This is a genomic window from Luteimonas sp. 100069 (genome assembly GCF_003813845.1).
Taxonomy (GTDB): domain Bacteria; phylum Pseudomonadota; class Gammaproteobacteria; order Xanthomonadales; family Xanthomonadaceae; genus Luteimonas; species Luteimonas chenhongjianii.
In genome coordinates, this window is sequence record NZ_RPFN01000001.1 from 1,005,169 (window position 1) to 1,020,204 (window position 15,036).

At 66.2% G+C, this 15,036-nt stretch carries 11 protein-coding genes and 1 pseudogene; 11 read left to right on the top strand and 1 reads right to left on the bottom strand.

All coding sequences use genetic code 11. The features are described from left to right. The first annotated feature begins 30 nt into the window (after positions 1 to 30). Positions 31 to 2,157, top strand: coding sequence for a M3 family metallopeptidase (locus tag EGK76_RS04460; RefSeq protein ID WP_123831767.1), 2,127 nt, complete (start codon positions 31 to 33; stop codon positions 2,155 to 2,157). A 497-nt stretch (positions 2,158 to 2,654) separates the two neighbouring features. Here the strand turns inward: EGK76_RS04460 and EGK76_RS15615 are convergent. Beyond that, positions 2,655 to 2,892, bottom strand: a pseudogene (locus EGK76_RS15615) (NAD(P)H-dependent oxidoreductase); the annotation flags it as partial. Between the two features lie 21 nt (positions 2,893 to 2,913). Between EGK76_RS15615 and EGK76_RS04470 the strand changes: the two are divergent. The 10 genes from EGK76_RS04470 (at position 2,914) to EGK76_RS04515 (ending at position 15,002) form a co-directional block, all read left to right on the top strand. Continuing rightward, positions 2,914 to 3,261, top strand: coding sequence for a metalloregulator ArsR/SmtB family transcription factor (locus EGK76_RS04470; RefSeq protein WP_096298806.1), 348 nt, complete (start codon positions 2,914 to 2,916; stop codon positions 3,259 to 3,261). Between the two features lie 3 nt (positions 3,262 to 3,264). Further along, positions 3,265 to 4,551, top strand: coding sequence for an arsenic transporter (locus tag EGK76_RS04475; RefSeq protein WP_123831768.1), 1,287 nt, complete (start codon positions 3,265 to 3,267; stop codon positions 4,549 to 4,551). Between the two features lie 303 nt (positions 4,552 to 4,854). Next, the gene (locus tag EGK76_RS04480) at positions 4,855 to 5,130 is read left to right on the top strand and encodes a YlcI/YnfO family protein (RefSeq protein WP_123831769.1); all 276 of its coding nucleotides are present in this window, start codon (positions 4,855 to 4,857) and stop codon (positions 5,128 to 5,130) included. Next, positions 5,127 to 5,435 carry a type II toxin-antitoxin system RelE/ParE family toxin gene (locus EGK76_RS04485; RefSeq protein ID WP_123831770.1) on the top strand — a complete coding sequence of 103 codons (309 nt, stop codon included), beginning with the start codon at positions 5,127 to 5,129 and terminating at the stop codon, positions 5,433 to 5,435. The genes EGK76_RS04480 and EGK76_RS04485 overlap by 4 nt, the downstream gene beginning before the upstream one ends. 82 nt (positions 5,436 to 5,517) lie before the next feature. Then, entirely contained in the window at positions 5,518 to 7,365 is a 1,848-nt protein-coding gene (locus tag EGK76_RS04490; protein ID WP_123831771.1) for a class I SAM-dependent DNA methyltransferase, read from the top strand. Continuing rightward, positions 7,362 to 8,720: a restriction endonuclease subunit S gene (locus EGK76_RS04495; protein WP_123831772.1), complete on the top strand. Its 1,359-nt coding sequence runs from the start codon at positions 7,362 to 7,364 to the stop codon at positions 8,718 to 8,720. The genes EGK76_RS04490 and EGK76_RS04495 overlap by 4 nt, the downstream gene beginning before the upstream one ends. Beyond that, a complete protein-coding gene (locus EGK76_RS04500) occupies positions 8,720 to 9,493 on the top strand; it encodes a hypothetical protein (protein WP_123831773.1) in 774 nt (257 codons plus the stop codon). The genes EGK76_RS04495 and EGK76_RS04500 overlap by 1 nt, the downstream gene beginning before the upstream one ends. Before the next feature lie 63 nt (positions 9,494 to 9,556). Then, a complete protein-coding gene (locus EGK76_RS04505) occupies positions 9,557 to 10,432 on the top strand; it encodes a GIY-YIG nuclease family protein (protein ID WP_199730848.1) in 876 nt (291 codons plus the stop codon). Positions 10,433 to 10,716: 284 nt separating this feature from the next. Further along, entirely contained in the window at positions 10,717 to 11,901 is a 1,185-nt protein-coding gene (locus EGK76_RS04510) for a Fic family protein (protein WP_123831775.1), read from the top strand. Further along, positions 11,898 to 15,002 carry a type I restriction endonuclease gene (locus EGK76_RS04515; protein WP_123831776.1) on the top strand — a complete coding sequence of 1,035 codons (3,105 nt, stop codon included), beginning with the start codon at positions 11,898 to 11,900 and terminating at the stop codon, positions 15,000 to 15,002. Before EGK76_RS04510 ends, EGK76_RS04515 begins: the two co-directional genes overlap by 4 nt. Positions 15,003 to 15,036 lie beyond the last annotated feature (34 nt).

Sequence of the window (15,036 nt, forward strand, 5' to 3'; positions counted from 1 at the left end):
GTTACATGACAAATGTCTGGAGCCGGATTCATGATTCTTCGTACGTGCGTTCTTTCCGCCGCGATCGCGGTCACCCTGATGAGCACAAGCCTGCCGAGCGCAGCGCAGTCCGCCGCCCAGCGCGCCGAGCAGACCGCCAATCCGCTGCTGGGCGCCTGGAGCACCCCCGACGGCGTGCCGCCGTATGACCGCATCCGCCCGGAGCATTACGAGCCCGCGTTCGACCTGGCCATCGCCGAGGCCCGCGCGCAGAGCCAGCGCATCGCCAACGACAAGACGGCGCCGACCTTCGAGAACACCATCGAGGCCATGGAACGCGCCGGCCGCGAGCTGTCGCGCGTCTCCAGCACCTTCTTCACCGTGGCCTCCGCGGATGCCACCCCGGCCAACCAGGCCATCCAGAAGGCCATCGCGCCGAAGCTGGCCCGGCTGTCGAACGAGACCATGCTCGACCAGGCGCTGTTCCAGCGCGTGGATACGCTCTACAAGCAGCGCGCCGAGCTGGGCCTCACCCCCGAGCAGAACCGCCTGCTGGAGCAGACCCACAAGCGCTTCGTGCGTGCCGGTGCCGCGCTCCCGGCTGATGCACGCGCCCGCGTTGCCGCCATCAACGAAGAGCTCGCCAACCTCGGCGTGCAGTTCGGCCAGAAGCTGCTGGCCGACCAGAAGGCCAACGACGTCTTCCTGAGCGCTGCCGAAGTGGAAGGCCTGCCGGCCGACCAGCTGAGTGCCGCCGCCGCCGCCGCGGAAGCCGCCGGCAAGCCGGGCCAGTACCTGTTCCCCGCCACGCGTTCGGCCGCCGAGCCGTTCCTGACCGCCGCGCCCAACCGCGATGCACGCGAGAAGATCTGGCGCGCCTTCAGCTTCCGCGGCGACAACGACAACGCCAACAACACCAGCGCGGAGATCAAGCGCCTGGTGGAGCTGCGTATCGAGCGCGCCAAGCTGATGGGCGCGGACACCCACGCCGACTTCGTCCTCGCGGACTCCATGGCCAAGACCCCGGACGCGGCGATGGAGCTGCTGATGGGCGTCTACCAGCCGGCGCTGGTGCGTGCCAACGAGGAACTGGCCGACATCCAGGCCCTGGCCGCGAAGGACGGCATCACCGACGTCCAGCCCTGGGACTGGCGCTACTACGCCGAGCAGGTACGCAGCCAGCGCTTCGCCCTGGACGAGGCGCAGGTGAAGCAGTACATGCCGCTGGACGGCATCGTCGATGCGATGTTCGAGACCACGCAGAAGCTGTTCGGCCTCACCGCGCACGAGCGCAGCGACATCCCGGTCTATGCCGACGGCGTGCGCGTGTTCGAGATCCGCGAAGCGGACGGCCGCAAGGTCGGTCTGTTTTATGCCGACTGGTTCGCCCGTCCCACCAAGCGTCCCGGCGCCTGGATGAACAGCATCCGCGTGCCGAACGGGCTGCTGGGTGACACCCCGATCGTGGTCAACAACCAGAACATCACGCCGCCCGCCGCCGGCGAGCGCGCGCTGATCTCGCTGGACGAGGCGCAGACCCTGTTCCACGAATTCGGCCATGGCCTGCACGGCATGCTGTCGACCGCGCATTACCCGAGCCTGTCGGGCACGGCGGTGTCGCGCGACTTCGTCGAGTTCCCGTCGCAGGTCTACGAACACTGGATCACCGAGCCGACCATCCTGCAGGCCCATGCCCGCAACGCCGCCGGCGAGCCGATGCCCAAGGAAATGCTGGAGTCGCTGCTCAAGGCGCAGACCTTCAACCAGGGCTTCTCCACCATCCAGCAGCTGTCGTCGGCCATCCTCGACATGCGCCTGCACCAGCTGACCACGCTGCCGGCCGACTTCGACGCCGGCGAGTGGGAAGCCGCGCAGCTGCGTGAGCTGGGCGTGCCCGAGCAGATCGGCATGCGCCATCGCCTGCCGCACTTCAGCCACATCTTCGATGGCGGCTATTCGGCCAGCTATTACGCCTACACCTGGGCGGAGGCGATGGACGCCGACGGCTTCGACGCGTTCAAGGAAGCCGGCAACGTGTTCGACCCCGAGCTGGCGGCCAAGCTGCGCCGCGAGGTGTACGAGGTCGGCAACACCCGCGACCCGGCCGAGAGCTACAAGGCCTTCCGCGGTCGCATGCCCACGGCGGAAGCGCTGCTGCGGAATCGCGGTCTGAAGTGATCCATCAGCTGTTGCGGTAATGAAGGCGACCCGGGTGACCGGGTCGCTTTTTTTTGCGCCGAGGCCGCGCGCGGCACACACCACCGCGCTGCGGGCAAACCCGCTGACGGCGCAGGCCTACGTACGCGTGCTCGATCCGCACTGGCAAGCGGTCGGCATGCCCGCGATCGCAAGCAGCCGGTGGCATTCGACGCCGTGCCCCGCGCGTGCATGGTGGCGCTGGACAGCTGCAGCGACGGCACCGCCGCCATCTGCGCGGGACTGGACGTGCGCACCGTGGCGCTGGACGCGCGCTGTGTGGGCGGCGCCGCCGCGCCGCGGCCGATCTGCTGCCGCAGGCCCCGGAAGGTGCGCGCGGGGCTGAGGCTGCGGTCTGAGCCGTCTGCTGTCCGCCGTGGTCCACCGCCCGCGGTGGCAGCGTGCCGCTCTGGGCGGTGGCGTAGATCACCACCGCCACAGGCCTCGCAGATCGGATGGTCCGCCTCGCAAGTGCCCTGCACGGGAAGGTCGCGCGGATCGAGCGCCTGCGTCTCGGCCACCGAAGTGGCGCAGCAGGCGTTCGGCTTCCAGCGCCAGCTTGCGGCTGTAGGACTGCGGGCGCAGCAAGCCGTAGAGGGCCAGGATCCGCGGCGGGTGGCCGCAGGCGACACCGAGGCGGGCGGCATCCGGCCCCTCGAGCGCGGCGGGACGCTGTTGGGCAGGCGCCGGGCACCGCGGTGATTGCGCGTTCGAAATTCGTTCGATTATTCTAGAAACATGGAACTGAACGACGCAAGCGCCGCGCTTTCCGCGCTGGGCCATGTCACCCGCCTGTCGATCTTCCGCCAGCTGGTGGAGGCCGGCCCCGATGGGCGCACGCCCGGGCAGATCGCCGAGGCGCTGTCGCTGCCCGGGGCGACGCTGTCGTTCCACCTCAAGGAGCTCGCCGCCGCCGGGCTGATCGATGGCGAGGCGCACGGCCGCAACATTTCCTACCGCGCCGACTTCGACGCCATGAACGGCCTGCTGGAATTCCTCACCCGCAACTGCTGCGGTGGCGATACCGGCCGCTGCGCGCCCGCCACACCCACCTCCAACAGACGCGCGCCAGCGCGGAAGGCCTGACCCATGCTGCTGGCGCTTGCGATTTTCGTGGTCACCATCGTGCTGGTGATCTGGCAGCCGCGTGGCCTGGGCGTGGGCTGGAGTGCAAGCTTCGGCGCGGTGCTGGCGCTCCTCACCGGCGTGGTGGGGCTTGCGGACATCCCCACCGTCTGGGGCATCGTCTGGAACGCCACGCTCACCTTCGTCGCCGTGATCCTCATCAGCCTGCTGCTGGACGAGGCCGGCTTCTTCGAATGGGCCGCGCTGCACGTCGCGCGCTGGGGCCGGGGCAGGGGACGCGCGCTGTTCGTGCTGCTGGTGCTGCTGGGCGCGGCGGTGGCGGCGCTGTTCGCCAACGACGGCGCCGCGCTCATCCTCACCCCGATCGTCATCGCCATGCTGCTGGCGCTGCGCTTCAGTCCCGCCGCCACGCTGGCCTTCGTGATGGCGGCCGGCTTCATCGCCGATACCGCCAGCCTGCCGCTAGTGGTGTCCAACCTGGTCAACATCGTCTCCGCGGACTACTTCGGCATCGGTTTTGCCGAATACGCCTCGGTGATGGTGCCGGTGAACCTGGTCTCGGTGGCCGCCACCTTGCTGATGCTCCTGTGGTTCTTCCGCCGCGAGATCCCGGCCACCTACGACGTCACCCAGCTCAAGGACCCGAAAGCGGCCATCCTCGACCGCACCACCTTCAACGCCGGCTGGGGCGTGCTGGCAATGCTGCTGCTGGGCTTCTTCGGGCTGGAACGGGTGGGCGTGCCGATCAGCGCCGTGGCCGGCGCCGGCGCGCTGGTGCTGCTGGGCGTGGCCGCGCGCGGTCACGTCATCCCCACGCGCAAGGTGCTGCGCGAAGCGCCGTGGCAGGTGGTGGTGTTCTCGCTGGGCATGTACCTGGTGGTGTACGGCCTGCGCAACCAAGGCCTCACCGACCACCTCGCCGGGCTGCTCGACGCCTTCGCCGGCCACGGCCTGTGGGCCGCCACGCTGGGCACGGGCCTGCTCACCGCGCTGCTGTCCTCGGTGATGAACAACATGCCCACCGTGCTGGTAGGCGCCCTGTCCATCGACGCCAGCCAGGCCGAGGGCGTGGTGCGCGAAGCGATGATCTACGCCAACGTCATCGGCAGCGACCTCGGCCCCAAGTTCACCCCGATCGGCAGCCTCGCCACCCTGCTGTGGCTGCACGTGCTGGCACGCAAGGGCATCCGGATTGGCTGGGGCTACTACTTCAAGGTGGGCGTCGTGCTGACCCTGCCGGTGCTGGTGGTGACGCTGGTGGCGCTGGTGCTGCGGTTGGGCCTGGGGTGAGTGGGAGCGCGCCTCCGGTCATAGCCAGATCCCGATGCAAGGCGTGATGTCGAGGAGCGGATGGTGGGAAGTTCGGGCGGCGGGGAAGGGCGGCGGCCGCGAGCCGGGCGGGTCTGCAAGCTACGCAGTAAGCGAACCGAACCCGTTGGTCGTCGTTGACCGAGTGGGTCGCCCTCTGCTGGAGCTAGATGCCCGAGCGGTGCCCGAGGACCGGGGGACGCCGCGGCACTCCCATTGACGGCGGGTTTACCGGCACCGCCGTTTCCGCCATCATGCGTTGCAAATGCAACGCAAGGTGCCAGCATGAAGACCGCCACCCTCCCGTCCTTGCGGGTCGAGCCAGAACTGCGCGAAGCCGCCGAAGCCGTGCTGCTGGAAGGCGAAAGCCTGTCCAGCTTTGTCGAGCATTCCGTGCGGGTCCAGGTCGAGCTGCGTCGCCAGCAGGAAGCCTTCATCGCGCGCGGCCTCGCCTCACGCAGCGACGCACAGGCGCATGGGCGCTACGTCGATGCCGGCGAGGTCATCGACGGTCTCGCGCAGCGGCTTGAGCAGGCTCGCAGGAAGGCCCGGCCTGCATGAGCTTCCGCGTCCGCTTCACGGAAGAAGCGCAGCAAGACCTGGAGCGCCTGTACGACTGGCTGCTCGAACGCAGCGATGGCGACTTCGCGCTGGCCGAGCGCGCGCTGCAGTCCATCCGCGACGCGGTGACGGTGCTCCAAGTAGCGCCGCTGAGCTGCCGCAAGGCCACCGCCAACGACCCCTTCCTGCGCGAACTCGTCATCGGCTTCGGGGCCAGTGGTTACGTGCTGCTGTTCGAGGTGGAGGATGCCAGCACGGTGACCGTGCTGGCGGTCAGGCATCAGCGTGAAGGCGACTACCACTGATCCCGCATCACTCACTGATCCATCGCCACATCACGGCGAAGAGGGCCGCAGATCCCTCACGTCGCATCCCAAGGGACTCACGTTGAACCAACAAGCTCTTTCCGCCTTCATCTGGTCTGTCGCCGATCTGCTGCGCGGCGACTACAAGCAATCCGAATACGGCCGGGTCATCCTGCCGTTCACCGTGCTGCGTCGCCTGGACTGCGTGCTGGCGCCCACCAAGGCCAAGGTGCTCGCCGAGGGGGAGAAGAAGGCCGCCGCGGGCCTCAATCCCGATCCCTTCCTCAAGCGCATCGTCGGCACCGCGGGCTTCTACAACACCTCAAAGCTGGATCTGCCAACGCTGCTCGGCGACCAGGACCACATCCGCCAGAACCTCTACGAATACATCCAGGGCTTCTCGCCCGAGGCGCGCGACATCTTCGAGCGCTTCGACTTTCATACCCAGGTCGAGCGCCTGGCCAAGGCCGGCCTGCTGTACCTGGTGACCGAGAAGTTCGCCAACATCGATCTGCACCCGGACCGTGTGGACAACGCGCAGATGGGGCATGTGTTCGAGGAGCTGATCCGCAAGTTCGCCGAGCTCTCCAACGAGACCGCCGGTGAGCACTTCACCCCGCGCGAAGTCATCCGGCTGATGGTCAACCTGATCTTCATCGAGGACGACGACGTGCTGACGCCAGGCAACGCCGTGGTGCGCACCGTGTATGACCCCACGGCCGGCACGGGCGGCATGCTCTCGGTGGCCGCCGAGCACCTGCTGGCCCACAACCCGGCCGCGCGCCTCACCCTGTTCGGGCAGGAGCTCAACGACGAGTCCTATGCCATCTGCAAGGCCGACATGCTGATCCGCGGCCAGCCGGTGGAGAACATGGCGCCCGGCAACACGCTCAGCGACGACGGCCATGCGGGCCGCCGCTTCGACTACATGCTCTCCAATCCGCCCTTCGGCGTGGAGTGGAAGAAGGTCGAGAAGCTGGTCCGCGCCGAGCACGAACGACAAGGCTTCGACGGCCGCTTCGGCCCCGGCCTGCCGCGTGTGTCGGACGGCTCCATGCTGTTCCTGCTGCACCTGGTGGCCAAGATGTCGCCGGTGGTCAACGGCGAGGGCGGCAGTCGCTTCGGCATCGTGCTCAACGGCTCGCCGCTGTTCACCGGCGGGGCGGGCAGTGGCGAGAGCGAGATCCGCCGTTATCTGCTGGAGAACGATCTGGTCGAAGCCATCATCGGCCTGCCGACGGACATGTTCTACAACACCGGCATCGCCACCTATGTGTGGATCGTCAGCAACAAGAAGGATGAGGACCGCCGCGGCCAGGTGCAGCTGATCGACGCCAGCAGCTTCTGGCGGAAGATGCGCAAGAGCCTCGGCTCCAAACGCCGCGAGATGGGCGACGACGATATCGCCCTCGTCACCCGCCTGTTCGGCGGCTTCACCGAGGCCGAGCGCATCACCGTGCTCGATGCCGAGGGGCGCGAGCTGGAGCAGCGCATCGTCACCGGCACCGACGACGTGCCCGCAGCGCCCGAAGGCGGCCGGCTCAAGCGGGTGCCGATCAGCCGCATCTTCCGCAACGAAGACTTCGGCTACACCACGATTATCGTCGAGCGCCCGCTGCGCGATGACGCCGGCGAAATCGTGCTCGGGCTGAAGGGCAAGCAGAAGGGCAAGCCGCAGCCGGACAGTTCACTGCGCGATACCGAGAACGTGCCGCTGGGCGAGGACATCGAAGCCTACTTCGCGCGCGAGGTGCTGCCGCATGCGCCGGATGCGTGGATCGACGAGGCCAGGACCAAGATCGGCTACGAGATTCCGTTCAACCGTCACTTCTACGTCTTCGAGCCGCCACGTCCGCTGGAGGTCATCGACGCCGAGCTGAAAGCCGTGACCGCCAACATCATGCGGATGCTGGGAGAGATGGCGGAATGAGTCTGCCGAGGTATCCCGAGTACAAGGACAGTGGGGTGGAGTGGTTGGGGGAGGTGCCGGCGCATTGGAACGTTGACGCGCTCCGACGCCGCGCAGCTCTGAATCCGAGCAAATCTGAAATTCGCGAGCTCCCTGGCGATGCAATGGTTTCCTTTCTCCCAATGGAAGCAGTTGGGGAAAATGGGGATCTGGATTTGTCTCGAACTCGGCAGATCTCCGATGTCCTGAGCGGCTATACCTACTTCCGCGAGGGAGACGTGACCTTCGCGAAAATCACTCCGTGTTTCGAGAATGGTAAAGGCGCAAGGATGGTCGGCCTGTATGGCGGACACGGATTTGGCACCACGGAACTGACAGTCGCCCGACCTGATCCCGATCTTCTCGACAGCCACTATCTCGACTGGGTGTTTCGCAGCACACCGTTCCGGAAACGCGGCGAAGCGGCGATGTACGGCGCAGGGGGACAGAAGCGCGTTCCGGACGAGTTCGTTCGGGAGTTCGCGTTTGGCTGGCCGAGTGTCGAAGAGCAGATATCCATCGCGCGTTTCCTCGATCGCGAAACCGCCAGGATCGACGCGCTGATCGCCGAGCAGGAAACGCTGCTGGCGCTGCTGGCCGAGAAGCGCCAGGCCACTATCTCCCACGCCGTCACCCGCGGCCTCGAGCCCAACGTCCCGATGAAGGACTCTGGCATCGCGTGGCTGGGTGAGGTACCTGCGCATTGGGAAGTGCGCGCATTGAAGTCAATTGTTGCCACGCCGATCACTGATGGTCCCCACGAAACCCCGGTTTTTCTCGAGGAAGGCGTGCCGTTCGTGTCGGCTGAGGCAGTCTCGGGTGGAGCTATCAACTTCGATAAGGTCAGGGGCTATATCTCGGCAGAAGATGATGCGCGCTATTCGCAAAAGTACCGTCCTCAGATCCACGACATATATATGGTGAAGTCCGGGGCAACTACGGGGGTAACCGCGATCGTGGAGGGTAGGACTGACTTCAACATCTGGTCACCTCTGGCAGCAATCCGCTGCAACCTAGAAATTGCGCTTCCGCACTTCGTTCTGAGCTACCTCAGATCAAAAAATTTCCAAGAAGGGGTTGCTCTCAACTGGAGCTTCGGCACGCAGCAAAACATCGGAATGGGAGTGCTGGGCACTTTGCCTGTTGCGTTACCTCCGGAGGATGAGCAGCGCAAGATTGCTGAATCACTGCAGGACAAGTTGAAAGAACTTGCCGCCTTGCGACGTGCTGCCGAGCGAGCAGTCCCTTTGTTGCGCGAGCGCCGCAGCGCCCTCATCTCCGCCGCCGTCACCGGCCAGATCGACGTGCGCGGCCTGGTGAGCGAAGAGGCCGGCTGATGCGCGCAGAAGATTTCATCATCGATGGCCGTATTCCGGACATCGAATACCGGACCGACGCGCCCGAGGAAGTGGTGTGCCCTCGGATCACTCGCCGCGACGGCGTGCCGATGCTGTATTCGCACAACGAGCGCGACGCAGACCACGAGGGCTTTGTTCCCGCTGCCGAGTTCCTGCGCCGCCTGGCCAGGCAGGAACCGAACCTCGCCTGCACCGGCTACCGCGCAAACGGAAAGCAGACGACGCTCTCCTTCAACAAGCGCGATCGCGTGTCACTGTCGCCACGGCTACAGGCGTGGCTGTCGGCCCTGGCCGCGCCACGCGACGGCAAGAGTGTGGCCGTGGTCGGCTTCCTCGCCAATCTGATGCCGCTCTACACACACGAAGACCGCGACGGTGTGTGGTGCGCGCGATCTCTGCAGGACGGCACGCTGGTACTGCCGGTGGACGAATCGGAGTGGGACGAAGCGCGTGGCACCGTGCGCGTGCACTGGCAGGGCGACGCCGCGCGCGCCACCGAGGTGGACGGCGGCCAGCTCGCCGCGCTTGCGCTCGAGCGCTATGTACGACTGCATGGCACGGGCGCCAGCGAAGAGGCCATCGCCGCAGAGTTGTGGCACCTCGCGCGCCACTTTCACTTCAAGACGGACTGCGAGGTCTATCTGCCACAGCTCGATGCGCCGGCGGGCGCCTTCGCCCGCGTGTACCGCCCCGCGCTCGGTTTCGGGCAGGGCGTTCTGGTCAACGTTGTCAGCAAACTGTTGGGAGCGTAGCCATGGCCCACCCGCAGGACGATCCAGATCTTCCTTCCTGCCGGCGATCCCCAGGGGATTCGCGTGGCGGAGATTCCAACCCGCGTCGTCCGTGTCATCGAGGTGCCGCGCAGCCTGCTGGGCGAGTTTCTCAAGATGCGGGAGGCCGACCAGGTGGGCGTGTACTTCCTGTTCGGCGACGACGAGGCCACCGGGCAGATGAAGGTCTACGTGGGCCAGACGGGCTCCCTGCGGATGCGGCTGGCGCAGCACAACGCAGGACGGGACTTCTGGAACCGCGTGGTGATCGCGCTGTCGCTGACCAACAGCCTGACCAACACCCACGCCAGCTATCTGGAATGGCTGTCGATCCAGAAGACGCGGGATGCCGAACGCTTCGTGCTGGAGAACGGCAACTCGGGTGCGAAGCCGCATACGCCGGCACCGCTGCTTGCGGACTGCACGGAAATCCACGAGACGATCCGGGTGCTGCTTTCGACACTGGGCTATCCCGTGTTCGATCCCGTCGCCCGGCGAGCGGTGACCGATGCGCAGGATGGTCCGCACCAGCCTGATGCGCCGGACGGCGCCCCGAATGCGGGGCCGGAACTGAGGCCATACATCTGCACGGGGCCGGATGCGGACGCCCGCGGGGTTTACACGAACGAGGGATTTGTCGTGCTGGCCGGTTCAACCGGTCGGGCCGAGGCGGTTGCGTCGTTCCAGTCGACGGGCTATTTCCGCCTGCGCCAACAGTTGATCCAGCAGGACGCATTGCGGACCGATGGGCGACGCCTCGTGTTCGTGCGCGACACCTTGTTCAAGTCACCGAGTGCGGCGGCAGCCTGTGTGCTTGGGCGAACGGCGAACGGTCTGCTGGAATGGCGGGACGAGACGGGCGTGCCGCTCTGGGAGCATGAGGTGAAGCCCTTGGGACTTGGTGCTGAGGCTGCGTCCTGACCTGCAACGCTGTGCCTCGGCTCTTACCCCGGCGGCAGGTCCAGGGGTAGGCGCGGCCTGTCGAGCCCGCCTATCGGATGGACGACGCGATGCGGCCAAGCGCCGAGGCGCTCCGGATGACGTCACTGCGAGCAGCCATTCGCAATTCGCGAATTGCGAATGCGGCCCTGCGGCGTTTGATGTTTGTACAAGCCTGCCTTGAACACAGCGCGACGCGGCCGATATAGTAAACGCAGCCTATCGCATGGGCGGACTCCGGCTCCGTGCGCACCCCAGGATTGCGTATGCCCCAGCAGGTCGAATCCACGCGCGCGGGCCGTTACCTGCGCCAACCCACCGGGTACAGCGCGTTCTTCCCCGCACCCCTGCCGCCCGAACCCGCACTCACCCTGACCGGGTCATTGCAGGGACTGCTGTCGCAGGCCGACCGCGCGCTCGGGCGACTGGATGGTTCGGTACTGACCCTGCCGAACCCCGATCTGTTCGTCTTCATGTACGTGCGCAAGGAGGCCGTGCTCTCCAGCCAGATCGAGGGCACGCAGAGTTCGCTGCAGGATCTGCTGGCGGCCGAAGCCGATCTGTTCGACGAGACCATGCCGCGCGATGTGGACGAGGTGGTCAACTACGTCCGCGCGATGAAGCATGGGCTGGCCCGGCTGCCGACGTTGCCGGTCTCGGTCCGCCTGATCCGCGAGATCCATGGGGTGTTGCTGGACGGGGTTAGAGGCGGACGGCTGCAGCCCGGCGAGCTGCGTCGCAGCCAGAACTGGATCGGCCCGGCCGGCTGCACTCTCGCGACGGCGAGTTTTGTGCCACCCCCGCATGAGGATGTGCCCCAGGCGCTGGGTGAGCTGGAACGCTTCCTGCATGCGGAGGACGATCTGCCCGCGCTTGTGAGGATTGCCCTGGCGCATGTGCAGTTCGAGACCATCCATCCGTTTCTTGACGGGAATGGCCGCGTTGGACGGCTGCTGATCACCTTCCTGCTGACCGAATGCGGCGTGCTGCACAAGCCCGTGCTGTACCTGTCCCATTATTTCCGCCGGCACCGGCAGGCCTACTACGACCATCTTCAAGCGGTTCGCGATCGCGGGGCATGGGAGGACTGGCTGCAGTTTTTCCTGCACGGCGTGGTGGAGGTGGCGGGCGAAGCGGCTGAAACCGCGCGCAGGATCCAGCTGTTGCGCGAGCAGCACCGGCTTGCAATCACGGATGGACTGGGGCGCGCTGCCGGCAACGGGCATCGGGTGCTGGAAAGCCTGTATGACCGCCCGATCGTCACGGTGTCGGACGTGCGGGCGATGACTGGTACCACTTATCCCGCCGCCAACACACTGGTCGCGCGACTGGTGGATCTGGGGATACTGATGGAGATGACCGGCTTCGCGCGGAACCGCCGGTTCCGCTACGAACCGTATGTGCGACTGTTTACGGATGATGTCGTGGCCGAGGGGGAGGCCAGCTTATGAATCTGCACCAGGAACACCACTTCGAACGCGAGATCTGCGAACACCTCGCCGCCAATGGCTGGCTGTACGCGGACGGCGATGCGGCGCACTACGACCGGCCGAGCGCGCTCTACCTGCCGGACCTCGTGGCCTGGCTGCAGGCCACCCAGCCGGAGAGCTGGGAGGCACTTGCGAAGACCCACGGGCCGCAGGCCACGGCTCGGCTGGCGGAGCGCATCCGCAAGAACCTCGACGAGCGCGGCACGCTGGACGTGTTGCGCCGGGGCGTGGAGATGGTGGGCCTCAAGCGCCCGCTGACCTTGGTGCAGTTCCGCCCGGCGCTTTCGATCAATACCGTCATCGAACAGCACCACGCGGCAAATCGCCTGCGCGTGGTGCGGCAGGTCAAGCACTCGCCCAATCGTCCGAACGACTGCATGGACCTGGTGCTGTTCGTCAACGGAATCGCGGTGGCGACGGCCGAGCTGAAATCCGATTTCACCCAGAGCGTGGGCGATGCGGTGGACCAGTATCGGCTTGACCGCAACCCGCACCCGAAGGGCGGCGTGGCCGAGCCGCTGCTGGCGTTTCCGGGCGGCGCACTGGTGCACTTCGCGGTGAGCCAGGCCGAGGTGATGATGACCACGCGGCTGGCCGGCACGGACACGTTCTTCCTGCCCTTCAACCGCGGCAACGGCGGCGGCGCGGGCAATGCGCCGGATCCGGGCGGCTTTGCCACCCGTTATCTGTGGGAAGAAGTGTGGGCGCGCGACAGCTGGCTGGAAATCCTCGGCCGCTACCTGATCGGCAAGCGCGACGAGAAGAAGCGGCTCAAGACGGTGATCTTCCCGCGTTACCACCAGCTCGACGCGACCCGGAAGCTGGTGGCCGATGTGCGCGCATACGGGGCAGGGCAGCGCTACCTGATCCAGCATTCGGCAGGCTCGGGCAAGACCAACTCCATCGCATGGACGGCGCACTTCCTGGCCGATCTGCACGATGCGGCCAATGCCAAGGTGTTCGACAGTGTGCTGGTGGTGAGTGACCGCGCCGTGCTGGATGCGCAGCTGCAGGAAGCAATCTTCGACTTCGAGCGGACCACCGGCGTGGTGGCCACCATCACCGGCGAACACGGCAGCAAGAGCGCGCAGCTGGCGGAGGCGCTGCAGGCAGGCAAGAAGATCATCGTCTGCACCATCCAGACCTTCCCCTTCGCGTTGAAGACCGTGCAGGAGCTGGCGGCCACCGAAGGCAAGCGCTTCGCGGTGATTGCCGACGAGGCGCACAGCTCGCAGACCGGGCAGGCCGCGGCCGACCTGAAGAAGTTTCTCAGTGCCCAGGAATGGGCCGAACTGCAGGACGGCGGCCAGATCGACAGCGAAACCGTGCTGCATGCGCAGATGGGGGCGCGCAGTGCGGAATCCGGCCTGACCTACGTGGCCTTCACCGCAACTCCGAAGGGCAAGACGCTGGAGCTCTTCGGCAGGCCCGGACCGGATGGCCTGCCGCAGCCCTTCCATGTGTATTCGATGCGCCAGGCGATAGAGGAGCGCTTCATCCTCGACGTGCTGAAGAACTACACGCCCTACAGCCTGGCGTTCCGCCTGGCGCACGACGGGCAGGAGTTCGACAACACCGAGGTCGAGCGCTCGACGGCGATGAAGGGAATCATGCAGTGGGTCCGCCTGCACCCCTACAACATCGCCGCCAAGGTGCAGATCGTGGTGGAGCACTACCGCGAGAACGTGCAGCCGCTGCTCGACGGCCGGGCCAAGGCGATGGTGGTGGTGGGCTCGCGGCGCGAAGCGGTGCGCTGGCAGAAGGCGATCCGCGCCTATCTCGAGCGTCAGGGCTATCCGCTGGGCGTGCTGGTGGCGTTTTCCGGCGAGATCGACGATTCCGAGAGCTATCCCGAGCCGGTGACCGAATCGAACGCGCTGCTCAACCCGGGGCTCAAGGGGCGCGACATCCGTGAGGCCTTCGCCGGGCCGGACTATCACCTGCTGCTGGTGGCCAACAAGTTCCAGACCGGCTTCGACCAGCCGCTGCTGTGCGGCATGTACGTGGACAAGAAGCTCGGCGGGATCCAGGCGGTGCAGACGCTGTCGCGTCTCAACCGGGCGCATCCGGGCAAGGACACGACCTACATCCTCGATTTCCAGAACGACACCGGCGAGATCCTCGCGGCATTCCGCACCTACTACGAAACCGCGGAACTGGAAGCCACGACCGATCCGAACCTGGTCTACGACCTGCGCGCGAAGCTGGATGCCGCCGGCCATTACGACGATTTCGAGGTCGAACGGGTGGCGAAGGTGGAGCTGGACCCGCAGGCGAAGCAGTCGCAACTGGCCGCGGCATTGCAGCCCGTCGCTGACCGCCTGCTCAAGCGCTACAAGGCAGCTGCACAGGCCCGGGGCGCTGCCGAAACATCCGGCGATAACGCCGCTGCTGCCGAGGCCAAGGACGCGCTGGACGCGCTGGTGCTGTTCAAGGGTGACATGGGCGCGTTCGTGCGGCTGTATGCCTTCCTGTCGCAGATGTTCGACTACGGCAATACCGCAATCGAAAAACGCTTCCTGTTCTACCGGCGCCTGCTGCCGCTGCTGGAATTCGGCCGTGAGCGCGACACCGTGGACCTGTCGAAGGTGGCACTGACCCATCACACCCTGCGCAGCCGAGGGCTCCAGGCGCTCAACCTCGATTCCGGGGGCAGCTACCCGCTGGCCCCCGTGGACGCGGTGGGTAGCGGACGGGTGCAGGAGAAGGAACAGGCCTACCTGCGCGAGATCATCGAGCGGGTCAACGGCCTGTTCGAGGGCCAGCTGAGCGATGAGGACCAGTTGCGGTTCGTCGAGAGCGTCCGGGATCAGATGCTTGAGAACGATCGACTCGGCATACAGGCGGGGCACAACAGCAAGCTGCAATTCGCAAACTCGCCTGACCTCACGCCCGCACTCGTTAGCGCAGTCATGGACGCGTTGGAAAGATTCACGTCGCTGGGCAGTCAGACATTGAACTCCGACAGGGTGCAGGACGGCCTGAAAGACATCCTGCTTGGCCCTGGGCAGTTGTATGAGATGTTGCGGGCTCGTTCGAGTCCGGAGATTCGGACGGGCTAGGTTCTGCGGTCAGCTGATGGGTCAACAGACCGAA

What these genes read in the sequence shown, in the direction of transcription:
- EGK76_RS04460 (WP_123831767.1), top strand. Translation starts at nt 31, where the DNA reads ATGATTCTTCGTACGTGCGTTCTTTCCGCCGCGATCGCGGTCACCCTG.
- EGK76_RS04510 (WP_123831775.1), top strand. Translation starts at nt 10,717, where the DNA reads ATGCCCCAGCAGGTCGAATCCACGCGCGCGGGCCGTTACCTGCGCCAA.
- EGK76_RS04515 (WP_123831776.1), top strand. Translation starts at nt 11,898, where the DNA reads ATGAATCTGCACCAGGAACACCACTTCGAACGCGAGATCTGCGAACAC.
- EGK76_RS04500 (WP_123831773.1), top strand. Translation starts at nt 8,720, where the DNA reads ATGCGCGCAGAAGATTTCATCATCGATGGCCGTATTCCGGACATCGAA.
- EGK76_RS04470 (WP_096298806.1), top strand. Translation starts at nt 2,914, where the DNA reads ATGGAACTGAACGACGCAAGCGCCGCGCTTTCCGCGCTGGGCCATGTC.
- EGK76_RS04475 (WP_123831768.1), top strand. Translation starts at nt 3,265, where the DNA reads ATGCTGCTGGCGCTTGCGATTTTCGTGGTCACCATCGTGCTGGTGATC.
- EGK76_RS04485 (WP_123831770.1), top strand. Translation starts at nt 5,127, where the DNA reads ATGAGCTTCCGCGTCCGCTTCACGGAAGAAGCGCAGCAAGACCTGGAG.
- EGK76_RS04480 (WP_123831769.1), top strand. Translation starts at nt 4,855, where the DNA reads ATGAAGACCGCCACCCTCCCGTCCTTGCGGGTCGAGCCAGAACTGCGC.
- EGK76_RS04495 (WP_123831772.1), top strand. Translation starts at nt 7,362, where the DNA reads ATGAGTCTGCCGAGGTATCCCGAGTACAAGGACAGTGGGGTGGAGTGG.